Annotated in this window: 18 protein-coding genes and 4 tRNA genes; 17 read left to right on the top strand and 5 right to left on the bottom strand. The window is 69.2% G+C overall.

Features of this window, described 5'->3' with window-relative positions; translation table 11 throughout:
* The first annotated feature begins 4 nt into the window (after positions 1–4).
* The 6 genes from ACWEN6_RS31855 (at position 5) to ACWEN6_RS31830 (ending at position 4,119) form a co-directional block, all read left to right on the top strand.
* Entirely contained in the window at positions 5–640 is a 636-nt protein-coding gene (locus ACWEN6_RS31855; protein WP_354844524.1) for a DUF2637 domain-containing protein, read from the top strand.
* 14 nt (positions 641–654) lie between these two features.
* Entirely contained in the window at positions 655–1,011 is a 357-nt protein-coding gene (locus tag ACWEN6_RS31850) for a hypothetical protein (protein ID WP_354844526.1), read from the top strand.
* Between the two features lie 79 nt (positions 1,012–1,090).
* On the top strand, positions 1,091–1,213 hold the full coding sequence (locus ACWEN6_RS31845) for a hypothetical protein (protein WP_260324633.1): 123 nt from the start codon (positions 1,091–1,093) through the stop codon (positions 1,211–1,213).
* 103 nt (positions 1,214–1,316) lie between these two features.
* The gene (locus tag ACWEN6_RS31840; protein WP_452575517.1) at positions 1,317–2,711 is read left to right on the top strand and encodes a replication initiator; all 1,395 of its coding nucleotides are present in this window, start codon (positions 1,317–1,319) and stop codon (positions 2,709–2,711) included.
* On the top strand, positions 2,693–2,878 hold the full coding sequence (locus ACWEN6_RS31835; protein WP_354844529.1) for a helix-turn-helix domain-containing protein: 186 nt from the start codon (positions 2,693–2,695) through the stop codon (positions 2,876–2,878). The genes ACWEN6_RS31840 and ACWEN6_RS31835 overlap by 19 nt, the downstream gene beginning before the upstream one ends.
* Entirely contained in the window at positions 2,875–4,119 is a 1,245-nt protein-coding gene (locus ACWEN6_RS31830; protein ID WP_354844532.1) for a tyrosine-type recombinase/integrase, read from the top strand. Before ACWEN6_RS31835 ends, ACWEN6_RS31830 begins: the two co-directional genes overlap by 4 nt.
* A gap of 68 nt (positions 4,120–4,187) precedes the next feature.
* Here the strand turns inward: ACWEN6_RS31830 and ACWEN6_RS31825 are convergent.
* Positions 4,188–4,259 (bottom strand) — tRNA-Lys (locus ACWEN6_RS31825).
* 231 nt (positions 4,260–4,490) lie between these two features.
* Here ACWEN6_RS31825 and ACWEN6_RS31820 point away from each other — a divergent pair.
* A complete protein-coding gene (locus tag ACWEN6_RS31820) occupies positions 4,491–4,934 on the top strand; it encodes a PspC domain-containing protein (RefSeq protein ID WP_354844534.1) in 444 nt (147 codons plus the stop codon).
* Here the strand turns inward: ACWEN6_RS31820 and ACWEN6_RS31815 are convergent.
* Positions 4,931–6,223, bottom strand: coding sequence for an MFS transporter (locus ACWEN6_RS31815; protein WP_452575401.1), 1,293 nt, complete (start codon positions 6,221–6,223; stop codon positions 4,931–4,933). The two genes, ACWEN6_RS31820 and ACWEN6_RS31815, sit on opposite strands and share 4 nt — an antisense overlap.
* 279 nt (positions 6,224–6,502) lie before the next feature.
* Positions 6,503–6,844 carry a metallopeptidase family protein gene (locus ACWEN6_RS31810; RefSeq protein ID WP_354925337.1) on the bottom strand — a complete coding sequence of 114 codons (342 nt, stop codon included), beginning with the start codon at positions 6,842–6,844 and terminating at the stop codon, positions 6,503–6,505.
* Positions 6,845–6,970: 126 nt separating this feature from the next.
* On the opposite strand from ACWEN6_RS31810, the gene ACWEN6_RS31805 reads away from it, so the two are divergent.
* From ACWEN6_RS31805 to ACWEN6_RS31770, 8 genes are all read left to right on the top strand, one after another.
* Positions 6,971–8,650 carry a metallophosphoesterase family protein gene (locus ACWEN6_RS31805; RefSeq protein WP_452575399.1) on the top strand — a complete coding sequence of 560 codons (1,680 nt, stop codon included), beginning with the start codon at positions 6,971–6,973 and terminating at the stop codon, positions 8,648–8,650.
* 83 nt (positions 8,651–8,733) lie between these two features.
* Positions 8,734–8,806: transfer RNA gene (locus tag ACWEN6_RS31800), tRNA-Glu, on the top strand.
* 115 nt (positions 8,807–8,921) lie between these two features.
* Positions 8,922–8,996, top strand: a tRNA-Asp gene (locus ACWEN6_RS31795).
* Positions 8,997–9,022: 26 nt separating this feature from the next.
* Positions 9,023–9,096 (top strand) — tRNA-Phe (locus tag ACWEN6_RS31790).
* 237 nt (positions 9,097–9,333) lie between these two features.
* Positions 9,334–10,227 (top strand): ABC transporter ATP-binding protein, encoded by an 894-nt coding sequence (locus ACWEN6_RS31785; RefSeq protein ID WP_452575397.1) that lies wholly within the window; start codon positions 9,334–9,336, stop codon positions 10,225–10,227.
* An 11-nt stretch (positions 10,228–10,238) separates the two neighbouring features.
* On the top strand, positions 10,239–10,934 hold the full coding sequence (locus ACWEN6_RS31780) for an ABC transporter permease (protein ID WP_452575395.1): 696 nt from the start codon (positions 10,239–10,241) through the stop codon (positions 10,932–10,934).
* 3 nt (positions 10,935–10,937) lie between these two features.
* Positions 10,938–12,101: a sensor histidine kinase gene (locus ACWEN6_RS31775; protein WP_452575393.1), complete on the top strand. Its 1,164-nt coding sequence runs from the start codon at positions 10,938–10,940 to the stop codon at positions 12,099–12,101.
* Entirely contained in the window at positions 12,094–12,738 is a 645-nt protein-coding gene (locus ACWEN6_RS31770; protein WP_452575391.1) for a response regulator, read from the top strand. The genes ACWEN6_RS31775 and ACWEN6_RS31770 overlap by 8 nt, the downstream gene beginning before the upstream one ends.
* A 134-nt stretch (positions 12,739–12,872) precedes the next feature.
* Here ACWEN6_RS31770 and ACWEN6_RS31765 read toward each other — a convergent pair whose 3' ends face one another.
* Positions 12,873–13,727, bottom strand: coding sequence for an isocitrate lyase/PEP mutase family protein (locus ACWEN6_RS31765; protein WP_452575389.1), 855 nt, complete (start codon positions 13,725–13,727; stop codon positions 12,873–12,875).
* Between the two features lie 134 nt (positions 13,728–13,861).
* Between ACWEN6_RS31765 and ACWEN6_RS31760 the strand changes: the two genes are divergently transcribed.
* Positions 13,862–14,851 carry a DUF5937 family protein gene (locus tag ACWEN6_RS31760; protein WP_452575387.1) on the top strand — a complete coding sequence of 330 codons (990 nt, stop codon included), beginning with the start codon at positions 13,862–13,864 and terminating at the stop codon, positions 14,849–14,851.
* A gap of 48 nt (positions 14,852–14,899) precedes the next feature.
* Here the strand turns inward: ACWEN6_RS31760 and ACWEN6_RS31755 are convergent, their stop codons facing one another.
* The gene (locus tag ACWEN6_RS31755; RefSeq protein ID WP_452575385.1) at positions 14,900–15,874 is read right to left on the bottom strand and encodes a GlxA family transcriptional regulator; all 975 of its coding nucleotides are present in this window, start codon (positions 15,872–15,874) and stop codon (positions 14,900–14,902) included.
* A 300-nt stretch (positions 15,875–16,174) separates the two neighbouring features.
* On the opposite strand from ACWEN6_RS31755, the gene ACWEN6_RS31750 reads away from it, so the two are divergent.
* On the top strand, positions 16,175–16,813 hold the full coding sequence (locus tag ACWEN6_RS31750; RefSeq protein ID WP_452575383.1) for an HD domain-containing protein: 639 nt from the start codon (positions 16,175–16,177) through the stop codon (positions 16,811–16,813).
* Positions 16,814–16,883: the final 70 nt, after the last annotated feature.

Below are 16,883 nucleotides of genomic sequence, written 5' to 3'. Positions count from 1 at the left end.
CGGCATGCGACGCCTCGCCTCCTGGCTGCTGGACTCCGGTCCCGTCATCGTCCTGGCACTGATCGCCGGTGCCGGCTCCTTCTCCCACGTACGACAGACAGCGGTGGAGCACGGGCAGACGGGCCCGATGGCCTGGGCGGTGGCCGTGTGCGTCGATCTGACCTGCGTCATGGCCGCCCGCGAACGTCAACGCGACAAGAAGACCGGCCGCCACCGGACCGGCCCGCTCTCCTGGCCCACCTGCGTCCTGGTCGCCGGAATCATCCTGTCCCTGGCCGCCAACCTCCACCAGGCCGAACCATCGGTGTGGGGCTGGCTGACCGCCGCGACACCCGCGGCAGCGTTCCTCGTCGCCGTCTCGATGCTGGAACGACGCGCGACCGGCCCCCACCCCGAACCATCCCCGGCCTCGGCCGTCGCCGCGCCGGCCACCGTGCTACCTGCCTTCGACCGCGCCCAGCGCGACGCCACCGAACCCTCTCCCGCGCTCCTCGACTACGCCCGGCGCGTGGTCGAAGAGCACAGCGCCAAGCACGGCAAGCCCATCACCCTCGACCTGCTGCGCGCCCGGCTAGGCGTATCGAGCCAACTCGCCACCGACCTACTCCACCACCTGCGCACAACACCGGAAACACCGTGAAGGGAGCACCATCCATGTCTGTCGACCCCGACCACCGGACGGCCTTCATCACCGGACTACGACGGCTGGCCACCTTCCTGGAGGCCAATCCCGAAGTCCCCGTGCCTAGGTACTCCACCACCATCGGCTACTGCGCCGAGCGCACGGCCGATGCGGAGATGTGCGCTGAGATCGACCGGATCGCCGCGTTGTGCGGCACGAAGATCGACTCCGGCGCCCTGGCTCACGACCACTACATGACCGCTCTGCACTTCGGGCCGGTCCGCTACGAGGCGTTCGCGATCCTCGCCGACGCCCGCGCCAGGCACGAAGCATTCAGCAGCTACCACGGCTGCGTCATCCCCGACCACACGGCCGTCTCCACCGCCTGACCAAGGGACCACCACCATGGGCGCCCATCTCGACGACCACCCACAGCACGCCCCGGCTCAGGAGATCCAAGAACGGACGATGACCGAACCGCTTCCGGTGGTCCGCTACCGCTGCGCGACCTGCGGCGGGACCGGCGTCGACAGCATGGCCGACACCTGCCGCGACTGCGACGGAACCGGAGCAGACAACCACGGGGCTTAACGCCTCGGCGCCCCCGGCGTGGCCACACAACCGCCAAGTTCCGCGCCACGTCGGGGGCCATCCCCAACCGAACCCGAAAGACCCGGAAGGGACACGCCCCATCATCCCCAACCCCCGCGCTCAGCACGCGGTAACCGGCATCATCGCCCGGCTCCACGACCCCCAATACGACCGCTGGGCCGCCCAGATCCGCGCGACCGGCGGATGCCGCCAACCCATCCACCTGCGCGGACGCGTCCGGCACATCGACGCCGCGACCGGCCACGTCCTGCACACCTACAACACCAACCGCGAACCCGGCGGCGTGCTGCGCGTGCAGTGCAAGACCCGGCGCGCCTCCCGCTGCCCGGCTTGTGCCGAGATCTACCGCGCCGACACCTACCAGCTCATCCGCGCGGGCCTGGCCGGCGGCAAAGGCGTCCCCGACACCGTCAGCGCACACCCGGCGCTCTTCGTCACTCTCACCGCCCCCTCGTTCGGCGCGGTCCACACCCGGCGCGAGCACGGCGGCAAGGTCCAGCCCTGCCACCCCCGGTGCGACGCCGACAAGTGCCCGCACGGGCGCGTCATCTCCTGCACCGCCCGGCACGGCGACCAGGAAAACCGCCTCGGCGAACCGCTCTGCCCCGACTGCTACGACTACGCCGCGAGCGTGCTGTTCAACGCCCTAGCCCCCGAACTGTGGCGCCGCTTCACCCTCGCCCTGCGCCGCAACCTCGCCAAGCTCCACGGCCTGACGGTCAAGGAACTGGGTGAACACCTGGCCGTCTCCTTCGCCAAAGTCGCCGAGTACCAACGCCGCGGCGTCGTGCACTTCCACGCGGTCATCCGACTCGACGGACCCGGCGGACCGCACACCCCGCCTCCGGCCTGGGCCGAGCGTGACGCCCTGGCGCTGGCCGTACGGCATGCGGCCGGTGCGGTCAGCGTCCCCGTTCCGTCCCTGGCTGGTGAGCCTGCCCGCGTCCTGCGCTGGGGGACACAGCTCGACGTCCGGCCCATCACCATGGACGGAGAACTGACAGAGCAGGCGGTCGCCGGCTACATCGCCAAGTACGCCACCAAAGCCGCCGAATGCGTCGGCACCATCGACCGGCGCATCAACACCCCAAACGAGGTCACCGGTCTCGGCCTGCGTGAGCATCCCCGGCGGCTGATCGCCGAGTGCTTCCGCCTGGCCGAACTCGACCAGCTCAACGAGCTACGGCTCGCCCAATGGGCACACATGCTCGGCTTCCGCGGCCACTTCTCCACCAAATCCCGCCACTACTCCACAACCCTCGGCGCCCTACGCGCCGCCCGCGCCGACCACATGCGCGACGAGGACATCAGCACCGGACGCCTACCCCTGTTCGACGAGGACACCGTCCTCGTGATCGCGCACTGGGAGTACGCCGGTAAGGGCCTGTCCGCCGGAGAACAGGTCCTCGCCGCCGCGATCACCGGCCGGCCGATGGCTTCCGACGAGGAGGTGAGCGCATGGCCAAGCTCCTCCTGAGCGTGCCTGAGGCCGCCGAAGCGCTCTCGATCTCCCGCGCCAAGCTGTACCGCCTCATGGGCGACGGCGAAATTCCTTACCTCCACATCGATCGATCCCGCCGCATCCCCTTGTCCGCTCTTGAGAACTACGTCTCCGACCTGCTGGCGAAAGAGAGGGCAGCGTGACAAAGATCCTTCCGCCCTCCGCCCCAGAGGGCTCCGATCGCAAGAGGACAGGCAGCAAGCCCGCGCCGAAGCTCCGCGACGGCGTCATGAAGCGCGGCAAGACCTGGTCATACGTCATCAGGGTCACCGACCCGGAAACCGGCGTCAGCAAGCCCAAATGGGTGGGCGGCTTCACTACCGAGGACGAGGCCAAAGCCGCGCGCGACGAGGCCCGTGTGGCAGCTCGGCGCGGTGAGTATGTGGACCGGAGCGCCATCACCGTAGGGGCGTACCTGGCCGAATGGATCGAGTCCCACGCGATCGAGATCAAGCCCAAGACGCTGCACGGTTACCGAATGCTGATTCGGCTCTACATCGCTCCACATATCGGATCATTGCGGCTACAGGCGGTGCGACCGAGCACGATCACCAAGCTCTACTGGCATCTAAGCACTAAGGGCGGTAAGGGCGGTCAGCCGCTGTCCACGCGGTCAGTGAGCCATGTTCACGCGGTCTTGCGTAAGGCATTCGGTGATGCCGTGAAGGTCGAAGAGCTTCTGACGTCGAACCCCGTAGAGCGGGCCAAGCGGCCGAAGCACGTCTACGCCGAACCGGGGAGCGTGTGGACTCCTGAACAGCTCCGCACGTTCCTGTCGCTAGCCAGATCGCATCGGTTGTTCGCCTTCTTCCATCTCGCCGCCTATACCGGCGCCCGGCGCGGTGAGCTGGTCAATCTGCGCTGGTCGAATGTCGATTTCGCTGGAAAGACGATCACCATTGCCGGGTCGGCCGGTGTCGTGGATGGTGAGCGCATCGAGGGCACCACGAAGAGCGGGCGGATTCGGGTGGTCAGCATCGACGACGAGACCGTTGCCGTCCTCAGGGAGCACCAGGCGCGGCAGGAGGCCGACAAGGCGGCCGCGGGGGAGGAGTGGAGCGGGCAGAAGGATCTCCACGTCTTCACGACGGGCTTCGGGCGGCCGATCTACCCCGACACCGTCACACAGTTGATCCGGGACCTCGTGAAGGCGCACAACGCCGCACAGCCGTCCGCAGAGCGGCTGCCGTTCGCGCGGCTGCATGACCTACGACATGTCCACGCCACCACGCTCCTGCTGGCCGGCGTCCCGGTACATGTGGTCGCCGCGCGACTCGGGCACGCGGACCCTGCCATCACGCTCAGGGTGTACGCCCACGTGATCCGGTCGGCGGAAGCATCCGCGGCCGATGTCTTCGCGCAAGCGCTGAAGGGGACACCGTAGGGCCGCTGTTAGCAAAGGTGTTAGCAAACACCCTCGGACGCATGGCGCTCCGGGGGTGTTTTCGCAGGTGGGCCGCCAGGGACTCGAACCCTGAACCTACGGATTAAAAGTCCGCAGCTCTGCCATTGAGCTAGCGGCCCGGCATAGATTGCAGGGTACTGAGCGTACCGCGCCTTGCGCGACCGCCTACCACCTCTCGCGGGGCGGCAAGGGGCCGTGTGCCGGGCGACGCTGCCTTCACCTACAGGTGGTGCCCTGTCAGGGTAAGGCTCAAGCAGCGGCTTCGGCTCTCGTGGCTTCAGGGCGTCACCAGGGTCGGGCCAGGGGGAATCCCGATGTGCGAAGAAGGGCCCCGGGGGCAGTCTTGAGACATGAACGAGATGAACCTCCACGGTCACTCCACCAAGGAACTCCGCCGCACCCGCGAAGGCAGGATCGTCGCCGGCGTCTGCTCCGGCGCCGCCGAGTTCACCGGCATCGACGCCAACATCCTGCGCCTCGCGCTCGCCGTCGCCACCTTCTTCGGCGGCCTCGGCGTCGGCATCTACGCCGTCGCCTGGCTGCTGATCCCCGAAGAGGGCAAGAACGGCTCGATCGTCCAGGACCTCATCAACAAGCAGAAGAGCGACAGCGGGTCCGCCTGGCACCAGGTCTCCTCGTACTGGCAGCCGTCGCAGGCCCCGCAGGACGGCCGCGCGCCGTACGGTGACCAGCCCACCGGCCAGTCGCCCTACACGGCCCCCTCCGCCGCCCAGCCGCAGTCGCCCACGAGCCGGCCGCAGTCGCCGGTGGACGAGCCCCCCGCCACCATCTAGCTCACCTGGGTGCGGACCCTGGTGATTATCTCGGTGCGAGTCTCGGTCCAGAGCATGGCCAGCGGTGCGGCGACGCACAGCCCGGCCGCCCCCGCGAGGGCGACCACCGGCTCTGGGCCGAGTACCTGCGCGGCGGCGCCTCCGATGAGGATGCCCAAGCCCTGGGCGGCCAGCAGGCCGGACTGCACCAGCCCGAAGGCCTGGCCGCGGCGGCCGGGCGGCACGCATTGCACGAAGGCGGCGTTGGCCGCGAGTTGGTACGCCCCTCCCAGCCCCGCGAGCATCCACAGGACCAGGACGACGGCCAGCGGAGGCCGCGTCGCGCAGCCGATGAGCGGTGCGCAGCTCAGCATGGCCATCCACCCCATGGCGCGCAGGCGCCCGGTGGGGGCCACGAACCGGCTGAACACGAAGGCTCCGATGACCGTGCCGGTCGGCATGGCGGCCATGAGCAGACCGGTGATCAACGTGACCTCTCGAGCATCGTCGCCCAGCGTGACGGCGTACGGCACGGCGATGCCCTCGGGGAGCACGTAGAAGCCGCAGAGCCACGCGAACAACACCAGAGTGCGCAGCCGCCGGTCGCCGAAGACCAGCCGGGCGCCCGACTTGGTCATGGCCCACATGGACGCGTGGACGCCGTCCTCGGGAGCCGGCGGGGGACGCCGGCGCAGCCCGAGTGTGAGGATCAGCCCGGAGGCCAGGAAAGTCGCGGCGTTCAGCGCGAGCCCTTCGTAGGCGCCGATGGCGGCGATCACTCCGGCGCCCGCGGCGAAGCCGAGCATCTGGACCACCTGGTTCGTCATGTTCTGCAGCGCCGACCCGGCGACGTACCGGTCGCCCTCGAGGATCTCGGGCAGCAGCGCGGCGCGCGCGGCCGTGAAGGGCGAGCTGAGCAGGACGACGCAGAACACCAGAACGCACAGCACGGGGAACGGCGTGCTCGGCAGGGCCATCAGACCCACCAGCACCGCTCGCGCCAGATCGCACACGATCATGATGCGGCGGCGCGCGAACCGGTCGGCGAGCCCGGCCAGCACGGGACCCCCGAGGATGGGCGGGAGGTAGGTCAGGGCGTACACGGCCGCGGTGGCCAGCGGGGACCCCGTCCGGTCGTAGACGAGGAGCGCCAGCGCCACCTGGGCGAGCTGGTCGCCGAGCAAGGACAGGCACTGGCCGAGCCACAGCGCACGGAATTCGCCGATGGCGATGACCTCGCCGTACGTTGCCTGGCTTTCGGGCGAGCGGCGGTGCCGCCCGGGCAGCCGGCTGGGCCTGATGGCCGCCATATGACTCCGGTGGGCTCGCTGGGCCGTTCCTGACAGTCCGTGTTCAGTATGTCACCTAAGGTGCCCGGTCCGCCGCTCGTTTCGCAAGCCCGATGGCGGCACGAAGGGCCGTGACCAGCCCGTCCTCGTGCGCTACGTCCGGATGACGTCAGGTATGGGATGGACGGCGGCATCCCGGGGTGACGGGTACGCGGCAGACATCGAGAGGGGCCGGGCGCCCTCGCGCCGGCGGATCCGCGCTGTGACGGGACGAGAACCGGGCTTCAGGCAGGGGAGGGGCTACCAGCCCAGCTCGTGCAGACGGTCATCATCGATCCCGAAATGGTGGGCGATCTCGTGGACCACGGTGATCTGCACCTCTTCCACGACCTCGTCCTCTGTCTCGCAGATTTCGCAGATCGGGTTGCGGTAGATCTCGATGCGGTCCGGGAGGACCCCCGCGTACCAGTCGCCCCGCTCGGTCAGGGGGATGCCGGTGTACAGCCCGAGCAGCCCCGGCTCGGGCGGATCGTCGACGACGACCATGACGACGTTCTCCATGACCTGGGCCAGCTCGGGCGGGATCGTGTCCAGCGCCTCGGCCACGAGCTCCTCGAACTTCTCCCGCGAAACCTTCACCACCGGTCAATCGTGTCATTGGTGCGGGACGTCGCGTAACCGCGATCAGACGTCTTGACTGGCGCCGACACGCGGGCTGACTCATCGCGGCTATGAGTGGGGCCGGGTTTTCGGGTAGGCAAGACGGCGATGAATCTGATGCGCTGGAAGGCGACCGCTCAGCGGCTGAACGAACGGCGCGCCGTGCGCCGCAGTGTGAACGCCCTGCTCATCGCCGTCGTCGCGTTGGCGGGGGCATGGCTCGGCCTCGCGATCGGCGCCCATGTCCGCACCGCCGTGGGCCCCGCGGAGATCGGGATGAGCCTGCGGCCCTCGTGGGGCGGCCAGACGGTCGTGGACATCCGTCCCCTCGGCACGCTGCGCTTCGACTCCCATAACGGGCCTATCCAGCTCGGCCTGAGCCTGGACGGCATCCGCGCGGACGTGGCGCAGCGGCTCCTGGAGAGTCCGCGCTGGGCGGAGACCCTTCCGGACCTGATCGAGGCGGACCTTCAGCAGGGCCTGCGCGAGCTGGTGATCAGAGCCACGCTGTTCGCGGTGGCAGGAGGGGCGCTCGCGGGGCTCATCGTGTTCCGCCATTGGCGCAGTGCTTTGTGGACGGGTCTGGGCAGCCTGGTGGCGATGGGACTCGTCGCGCTGCTGGCGGTGCTGACCTTCAACCCCCGATCCATCGCCGAGCCGCGCTACACCGGCCTGCTCACCGGTGTCCCCTCGCTCATCGGCAGCGCCGAGTCGATCGTGACCCGCTTCTCGGAGTACCGGACGCAGCTCGCCAAGCTGGTGACCAACGTCTCGCAGCTCTACCACGCGGGCGCCACCCTGCCGGTGTACTCGCCGGACCCCAACACGTTGCGCGTTCTGCATGTCTCGGACATCCATCTCAATCCCGTCGCTTGGAGCACGATCCGCTCACTGAAGGATGAGTTCAAGATCAATATGGTGCTGGACACGGGCGACATCGCCGACCACGGGACCAAGGCCGAGAACAAGTTCGTCGAGGAGATCGGCGAACTCGGCGTCCCGTACGTCTACGTGCGCGGCAACCACGACTCCATCGGCACGCAGCACGCCGTCGCCCAGCAGAAGAACGCCGTCGTCCTGGACGGCGGCGAGAAGACCGTGGAGGGCCTGCGGATCTACGGCGTGGGCGACCCGCGGTTCACGCCCGACAAGTCGGTCGACGTCAAGTCGGACGCCCAGCTGCTCACCGATCTCGGGCGCTTCCACGCCGAGCGGCTGACCTCCCCCGCGAACGCCGCGCCCACCGGCAGGAAGCCGCCGCACGCGGCGACCAGACCGTCCCGGTCCTCCGGCCACGGCTCCCCGTCCCCGTCCAGGCGGCCCTCGCCGTCCCCCTCCCCCTCTCCGGCGGCGACCACGGGGCCCGCTGGGGCCGACGCCGCCAAGAAGATCACCGTTGATCTCGTCGCCGTACACGACCCCACCATCGGACGGGCCTTCAGCGGAGCCGTCCCCCTCGTCCTGGCCGGCCACGTGCACGAACGCTCCACCGAGATGCTCAAGTCCGGCACCCGGCTCATGATCCAGGGCTCGACCGGCGCCGCGGGCCTGCGAGGGCTGGAACACGACGAGCCCACGCCCATCCAGGCTTCCGTGCTCTACTTCGACAGGAAGACCCATCGTCTCCAGGCCTGGGACGACGTCACGCTCGGCGGCTTCGGAGAGCAGTGGGTGCAGATTCAACGTAACGTCGAGCCCGAGCCGGGACGTACAATTCTTCCGGAGCCGCTCGTCGCCTCGTCGCCAGCGAAGCCGGTCGACTCCACCGCGACACCATCCAGGAGATGACCACTTTGGCATCTGGGGCGCAGTCCCCTATGCTTCAGGAGTCCCCGACGGAAGGCGTCACGGATCCAGGGCGAGAGTCCTGAGCCCCCATCGTCTAGCGGCCTAGGACACCGCCCTTTCAAGGCGGCGGCACGGGTTCGAATCCCGTTGGGGGCACGCGCGAGCACGGCTCGCCAGAACGACGGAGGTCGAAGATCTCCGAAGAGCTGGTAGGCTAAGCGAGCGCAAAGGCCGAGAGCCACAAGCTCCCGGCGACAAGCAAGGCAAGCAAGGTCCTGTAGAGCAGTTTGGAGTGCTCGCCACCCTGTCAAGGTGGAGGTCGCGGGTTCAAGTCCCGTCAGGACCGCTCTGGTAGGTGTCATCTCACCACCGGGTCAGGTAGCTCAGTCGGTACGAGCGTCCGCCTGAAAAGCGGAAGGTCGGCGGTTCGACCCCGCCCCTGACCACACCATCTGAACAGCCAAAACGCCCCGAGCCATCCGGCTACGGGGCGTTTTTGATCTCCAGTGACAGCAACAGCCAGTAGTCGTCCTCTCGACGATATGGCAGGCCTCACAGCCTGCCGGCGGTTCGCAAGGAGGGCGGTATCCACCGTTCGGTGGATTTTCTGGTCAGCATCATTCGTGGTTGATCATGGCTGGCAGGTCGATTCGCCGCGAAGGCGAGCACAAGATGCTTGAGCCATGGCAGTCATCGAAGTCACAGACCTCCGCAAGAGGTACGCGGATCTGACAGTTCTGGACGGCGTGTCGTTCTCCGTGGAGGAGGGCGAGATCTTCGGCATCCTCGGGCCGAACGGCACCGGTAAGACCACCACCGTGGAGTCCGTGGAGGGCCTGCGACGCCCGGACAGTGGGTCGATCAAGGTCCTTGGGCTCGACCCGTTCGAGGACGGGCCCAAGGTTCGTGAGCTGATCGGGGTGCAGCTCCAGCAGACCCAACTGCCGGAGAACCTGAAGGTATGGGAGGCGCTCGATCTGTATGCCTCCTTCTACGCCAAGCCCCATGACTGGCGGGAACTGCTGGAGGAATGGGGGCTGGCCGACAAGCGCAACGCTCGCTTCGGGAAGCTGTCGGGCGGTCAGAAGCAGCGCCTGTTCATCGCCCTGGCGCTGGTGGGAAAGCCGCGGGTGGCCTTCCTGGACGAGCTCACCACGGGCCTGGACCCGCAGGCCCGCCGTGCCACCTGGGAGCTGATCAAGCAGGTCCGGGCGAGCGGCGTGACCGTGGTGCTGGTCAGCCACTTCATGGACGAGGTCGAGGAGCTGTGCGACCGCGTCGCCGTGTTCAACCACGGCAAGGTCGTGGCGATCGACAGCCCGGCCGGGCTGGTCGGCGGAGAGCACCAGATGCGGTTCACGCTGATGGCAGGGGACATGGTCGGCCTGGAAGGGCTGCCAGGGGTGACCGGTGTGTCCAGGGAGGGGGACCGGGTGGTCGTCTCGGGCAGGGGCGACTTCGCCACGGCGGTCACCGCGCATCTGGCCCGCCACCAGGTCCTGGTCAGTGATCTCCGCCTCGACAGGCGCACTCTGGACGACGCGTTCACCGCCCTGACCGGCCGGTCCTTCGGCTGAGGAAGCAGATCATGATGAAACTCGCCATTGTCGAGACCAAGCTGCTGACCCGCGAGCCCGGGGCGCTGTTCTCGCTGCTCATACCGTTGTTCATCCTGGTGGTGTTCGGCAGCTCGATCGAGCCGGGTGACACCGTGCTCCTGCCTATGGCGCTGGCCATCGCCGTCGGGTTGGTGAGTCTGTACCTGCTGCCCACCACTCTGGCGACCTACCGCGAGCGGGGCATACTGCGCAGGCTGTCCACCACGCCGGTGCGTCCAGGGAACCTGCTGGTGGTGCAGCTGCTCCTGCAGCTGGTCCTGGCGGTGACCGCGTGCGGGCTGCTGATGGCGGTCGCGGGCATCGTCCTCGGCGCTCATCTGCCCAGCCGGGTGCTGTCCGGTGTGCTGGTGTTCCTTGTGGGTACGGCGAGCATGTTCGCCATCGGCCTGCTCATCGCGGCGCTGGCACCGAACGGCCGGGCCGCCAACGGGATCGGGGTGCTGCTGTACTTCCCGATGGCCTACCTCGCCGGGCTCATCCAGCCGACGCATCAGATGCCCGCTATCGTGGCGGCCATTGGGGAGTACACCCCGCTGGGTGCTTTCGGGCGAAGCATGCGGGATGTCTGGGCGGGCAGTGCTCCCAGCCCCTTGCTGCTGGGTGTGATGGCCGCCTATGCCCTGGTCATCAGCATCGCGGCGGCCAAGTTCTTCCGCTGGGAGTGAAGCATGACCGGGCGGCTCGACCGATGGGAGCACCTGCTGGAGCGGCAGCTGGCGGCCGCGCCGTACGTGCTGCTGGCGGTCTCCATGGTGCTCTCCCTGCTCACCGGCAGCAACCCGTGGGTCACGTCCGGCGTGGCGGCGCTCGCCGCCGCCTGGATGCGGTCGGCGCCGCGGGGCCCGGTCTACGTGGCGGGGCTGGTGGTGCTGATCGGCGCGCTGTGCACACAGGGCATGTGGTTCGCGAGCTTCTTTGGCTTCGTCGGATATCTGCACTCTTGGCAGTACCTGAAGGGGAAGTGGCGTTTCATCGGGTTGACCGCTACGGCGGCGATCTGCGTCGCGACCTACCGTGGGGGCCTGCCCGAGCCCACCGCGTCCGCAACCCTCACCTACCTCTTCTTCACCGCCGCCATCGTCGCGGCGGTGGGCCTGTTCAGCTTCGCCGGCGAGATCACCGCCGAGCGGAGCGCCCAGCGCAAACTCATGGTGGCGCGGCTGGAGGAGGCCATGCGGGAGAACGCGGGCCTGCATGCCCAGCTCCTGGTCCAGGCCCGAGAGGCGGGCGTACTCGACGAGCGGCAACGCATGGCGGCTGAGATCCACGACACCCTCGCCCAGGGCCTGACCGGCATCATCACTCAGCTTCAGGCGGCCAAGCAGGCCGAGGACTGGCACCGCCGTGTGGACAACGCGATCGGGCTGGCGCGGGAGAGCCTGGCCGAGGCCCGGCGCTCCGTGCACGCGGTGGGCCCGGGCCAACTGGAGGCGGCGCCGCTGTCCGAGGCGCTGAACGACGTCGTGACCCATTGGGGCGAACTCAACGGGGTGCGCGCGGATTTCACCGTCACTGGTACGGTCCGTCCCATGCATCCGGAGGTGGAGGAGACGCTGCTGCGCACGGCGCAGGAGGCCTTGGCCAACGCGGCCAAGCACGCCGGCGCGTCCCGGATCGGGTTGACCCTGTCGTACATGGAGGACGTGGTCACCCTGGACGTCCGCGATGATGGCGCCGGATTCGACCCCGAGCGTGTCCGCGACGGCGGCGGCTTCGGTCTGACGGCGATGCGCAAGCGGGTGAGCCGGCTGGCGGGCACGCTGGAGATCGAGTCGGAGCCCGGTGCCGGCACCGCGATCTCCGCGAGCGTCCCGGCGGTGGTACGTGGCTGAGACCCCGGTCAGGCTGCTGATCGCCGACGATCACCCCATCGTCCGCGACGGCATCCGAGGCATGTTCGCCGGCGACCCGGACTTCGAGGTGCTCGGCGAGGCGGGGGATGGCGCGCAGGCCGTAAAGCGCGCCCGGGCACTGAACCCCGACGTGATCCTCATGGACCTCCGCATGCCCGGGATGGACGGCGTCACGGCCATCAAGGAACTGGCCAGGCTCGGCATCGCGGCCCGCGTGCTCGTCCTGACCACCTACGACACCGACCGGGACGTCATGCCCGCCATCGAGGCCGGAGCCACCGGCTACCTGCTCAAGGACACCGGCCGCGACGAGCTCGTCCGCGCCGTGCGTACCGCGGCGCGGGGTGAAGCCGTGCTGTCCCCGTCGGTCGCCACCCGCCTCCTCGGTCAGGTCCGCGCCCCTGCCGACCCGCTGAGCGCTCGGGAACGGGAAGTCCTCCAGCTCATCGCCGACGGCGCCACCAACCGCGAAGCCGCCGCACGCTTGTTCATCAGCGAGGCCACGGTCAAGAGCCATGTGCTGCACATCTACGCCAAACTCGGCGTCAACGACCGCGCGGCCGCCGTCGCCACCGCCTTCCGCCGCGGCCTGCTCACCGTGGAGAACGACCGCTGACGGCGCGTGGAGATCTCGGCTCACACCGGTTCCGCAGTTGACAAGGGGCGTTCTTGTGTCCGGTGACGGCGACAGAGGCGGCGGACGGTCGTGCCGGGCTCGATCGTCCGCACGAGCCGTCCTCAAGGCCTCGGTCAATGACGGAACAGGCCGTTGAGTTCGCCGAAGTCCAGTGAGCCGTCCAGGGCCGTGAGGGTTCCCGTGCCGAGGAGTTCCGCGGCGGCTTCGCGGACCGCGGTGTAGGCGGCCTGGGCCAGTGCGGTCCCCAGACTGATCCTGCGCACCCCCGCCTGCGTGAGCTCGGTGACGCTCGGTCCACCGGCGACGGCCATGGCGTTGACCGGCAGTGGCGACCGCGCACAGAGACTGTGCAACACGTCCGGATCGAGCAGGCCCGGCACGAAAATACCGTCGGCTCCCGCCTTGGCGTATGCCTCCGTGCGCGCCAGTACCTCGCCCAGCCGGGCATCGGCCGGACCTATCGCGAACAGGAAGACGTCGGTGCGTGCGTTGACGAAGAGTTTCGGCAGGCCCGCCGCTTCCGCCGCGTCCCTGGCGGCGCGCAGTCTGGCACTCTGCTCGGCGACGTCGAACAGAGGACCGCCGACGGCCGTCGAGTCCTCGAGATTGACGCCCACCGCACCGGCTTCGACCACTGCCCGCACGGTCGCGGCCACGTCCGCCGGGGCCGGTCCGTATCCTCTCTCCACGTCGACCGTCACCGGCAGGTCGACGGAGTCCACGATGCGCCGGGCGGCCTCCACCATCTCGCGCCGGCCGAGCCCCTGCCCGTCGCCGCGGCCCAGGGACCAGGACACGCCACCGCTGGTCGTGGCGATCGCCGTTGCGCCGGCCGCGGCGATCACACTCGCGCTGGCGGCGTCCCAGGCGTTGGGCAGCACCAGCACGGACTCGGTGTGCAAGGTGCGGAACAGCAGGGCCTTCCCCTGGATCGCGGCATCGGGGGAGGAGGAGATGTCAACGGACATGGGGACGACCGCCTTCGCGTTGTTCTGCTTTCCGGCACCCTGACTCGTGGGCCTGCCCACGGGATGGTGCCGGGCCGGGAAGTGAAGGTCCATTGATTAAGCTATGGCCGAATCGTGGAACGGATGGAGGCGGCATGAAGGCGCGGCTGACCTTCTCGGTGAACGATCTGGCCGAGACCCGGTTCGCCGTCTCGCCCATGTGGGAGGTCGTCACCAGTCGCAGAGCGCTGGCCGCCGGGGCGGTGCCGGATCCCCATCGCGGCTGGGCCGACCAGGTACGCCCTCGGCTCGCGGCGGCGGGTCTCGATCGTGGGTGGCTGGCCGAGATGATCCCGCCCACCGGCCATCTCCCCGATTTCCTCAACCCGGTACCGGCGACCACGTCCAGCGGCCTTTCCGACGAACTCGCCGCCATCGAGGCCACGGACCCCGAGCAGGTACGGCGGGACCTCGACGTTCTGGCCGCCGAGCGCGACGGCTCGTTGTCCTCCCGGCTGCGAAGCCTTCACCGGACCCCTCGGCTCCACCTGCCTCGGATCGTCGCGGAGATCGAGGCCTACTGGCAGCTGGCGATAGCGCCCTACTGGGCCAGAATCCGCTCGGTGCTGGAGGCGGACCTCTTCTATCGGGGTCGCCAGGTGGCCGAGCACGGTACGGCCCGGGCGCTCGACCAGTTGCACCACACGGTGCGCTGGGCCGGCGGCGGCCTCCACCTGGTGCAGCGCCACTGCGCCATCACCCGAATCGAGACCGGGGCCGGGCTGCTCCTGGTGCCGTCGGTCTTCGCCTGGCCGCGAGTGCTGACCCGGTCCGTCGCGTCGGAACCGCCTCAGCTCGCCTACCCGGCGCGGGGGATCGGCACGTTGTGGGAGCGTGGGACACATGAGGGCATGGAAGCCCTCGCCGCGGTGATCGGCCGATCCCGCGCGCTGATCCTGGCCGAACTGGACTCTCCCGCCTCGACCACCGAACTCGCCCGGCGGTCGGGCCTTTCCGCGGCGGGCGTGTCCCAGCACCTCACCGCGCTGCGGGCCGCCGGCCTGACCAGCACTCACCGAGCGGGCCGCTCGGTGCTCTATGCGCGGACCGGTCTCGCCGATGCCCTGCTCACCGCACAGACGTGAAGGCCCGATCGGCGTGAGGCTGATCGTGTGCGCGGCGGCGCGGGCCTACTAAAGGTCGGTGCGGCGGGTGGTGCTGAAGCGGCGTTGGTAGGCGGCGGGGCTGATCGACAGCTTCCGGGCGAAGACCCGTCGCATGCTCTCGTAACTGGGGAACCCGGCGAGGGCCGCGGCCTGCGTCGCGGTGTGTCCTTGGTCGAGCAGCGCCCTGGCCATGTCGAATCGGATGCTCTCCACATAGCGGGCCGGCGTTGTGGACAGCTCGTCATGGAAGAGCCGGGTGAGGTGCCGGGTGCTCACGTTGAGGTGATCGGCGAGTCCACCGAGAGAGTGGTCACCCCCGGGGTTCGCCGTCACCAGGTCGGTGATCGTACGGAGGGCGGGCGAGCGGGGCGGCGGGCCTTGCAGCGGTGCGGAGAACTGGGACTGGCCGCCCGCCCGCTGCATGTACACCACCAGGGCGCGGGCGACGTCGCGTGCCAGGTGGGGCCCGTGGTCCTCTTCGACGAGAGCGAGCGCCAGATCGATGCCGGCCGTCACCCCCGCCGACGTGTACGTGGTGCCGTCGCGCGTGTAGATCGCGTCGGGCTCGACGCGGCACGTCGGATACCGGGCGGCGAGCTCGTGCGCGACCTTCCAGTGCGTGGTCGCGCGCTTGCCGTCGAGGAGGCCGGCGGCGGCGAGGACGAACGCCCCGGTGCAGATCGACGCGACCCGGCCGGCCACGGCCGCCGGTATCCGGGCGGCCTCCGCCAGGTCGCCGGGGACGCCGGCGCGCGGATAGAGGTCGGACCCGGCCACCAGCAGAGTGCCGAACGCCGGTTCCGCGGCGACGGGGCCGTCGACCGTGATCCGGATGCCGAGGTTCGACGTGACGTCCGCGCCGGTCGGCGACCGCAGCTCGATCCGGTAGTCGGCGCCGAACCGGTTCGCCTCCTTGAACACCTCCGCGGGGCCGGCGACGTCCAGCAACGTCACCCCGTCGTAGACGAGGACCGCGACGCGATGGGGGGCCGCGTGCACCACGCCGGTCTCTCCGGAGCCGGATCCGCGCGGTGACCATCCGGACCCCGGCGGCGCCGACCGCCGTCGGGCCGGCGACGCGGGACGCATGGACACCGTTCATTGGTAGCACACCGTCACCCGGGGGTGACGGGGGCCCTCGATCGCCCCGGCCGCCGGGCGGGCGTCGAAGTTGAGCGGGGCCTCGTCCGGATATAGGTGATTCTTGGCCGGACGAAGGCGGCGCCGCACGTCGACCCATGGGCAGCATGGAAGTCGGACGGACAGTCCACGACCCGACACGCTTCCCGGAAAGTCAGAGTCATGCCAGAGGTCATCGCGGGGTTGGAGATTCCTGAGACAGCGGCGGTCGCCGAAGCGACCGGGCTCATCCAGGAGACGACGAGCCCCCTCATCTACCACCACTCCCGGCGGGTCTACTTCTTCGGCCTGATCCACGCACACAAGCTCGGCGTGAAACCGGACCCGGAGTTGCTCTACGTGGCGGCCATGTTCCACGACACCGGCCTGCTGACCCCCTTCTCCGACGTCGAGCAGCGCTTCGAGGTCGACGGCGCCGACCACGCGCGCAAGTTCCTCGCAGAGCGGGGCTTCTCGGCGACCGCCGCCGAGACCGTCTGGGAGGCGATCGCGCTGCACACCACGCCGGGCATCCCCGGCCGGATGGCCCCGGAGATCGCGACCACGCACCTCGGCGTACTGACCGACGTGCTCGGCTTCGGACTGGACGAACTGGAGCACGGTCAGCTGGAGGAGATCCTCGCCGTCCACCCGCGAGGGGACTTCAAGAACGAGTTTCTGCGGGCCTACTTCGACGGGCTCAAGGACCGTCCCGAGACCACGAACGGCACCGTGAACTCCGACGTGCTCGAGCACTTCATCCCCGGTTTCCGGCGCACGACGACGGTCGAGCGCATCCTCGGCTCGCCCTGGCCGAGCTGACCGGACATCACACCAGGCCACCCGTCGGACGGTGTGAGCCGCTCGGACACGCGCGCCAGAAAGACGATTC

Source organism: Sphaerisporangium sp. NPDC004334 (genome assembly GCF_053602655.1).
The sequence above is the reverse complement of the archived record's forward strand: the minus strand, read 5'-3'. Positions and strand labels throughout refer to the sequence as shown.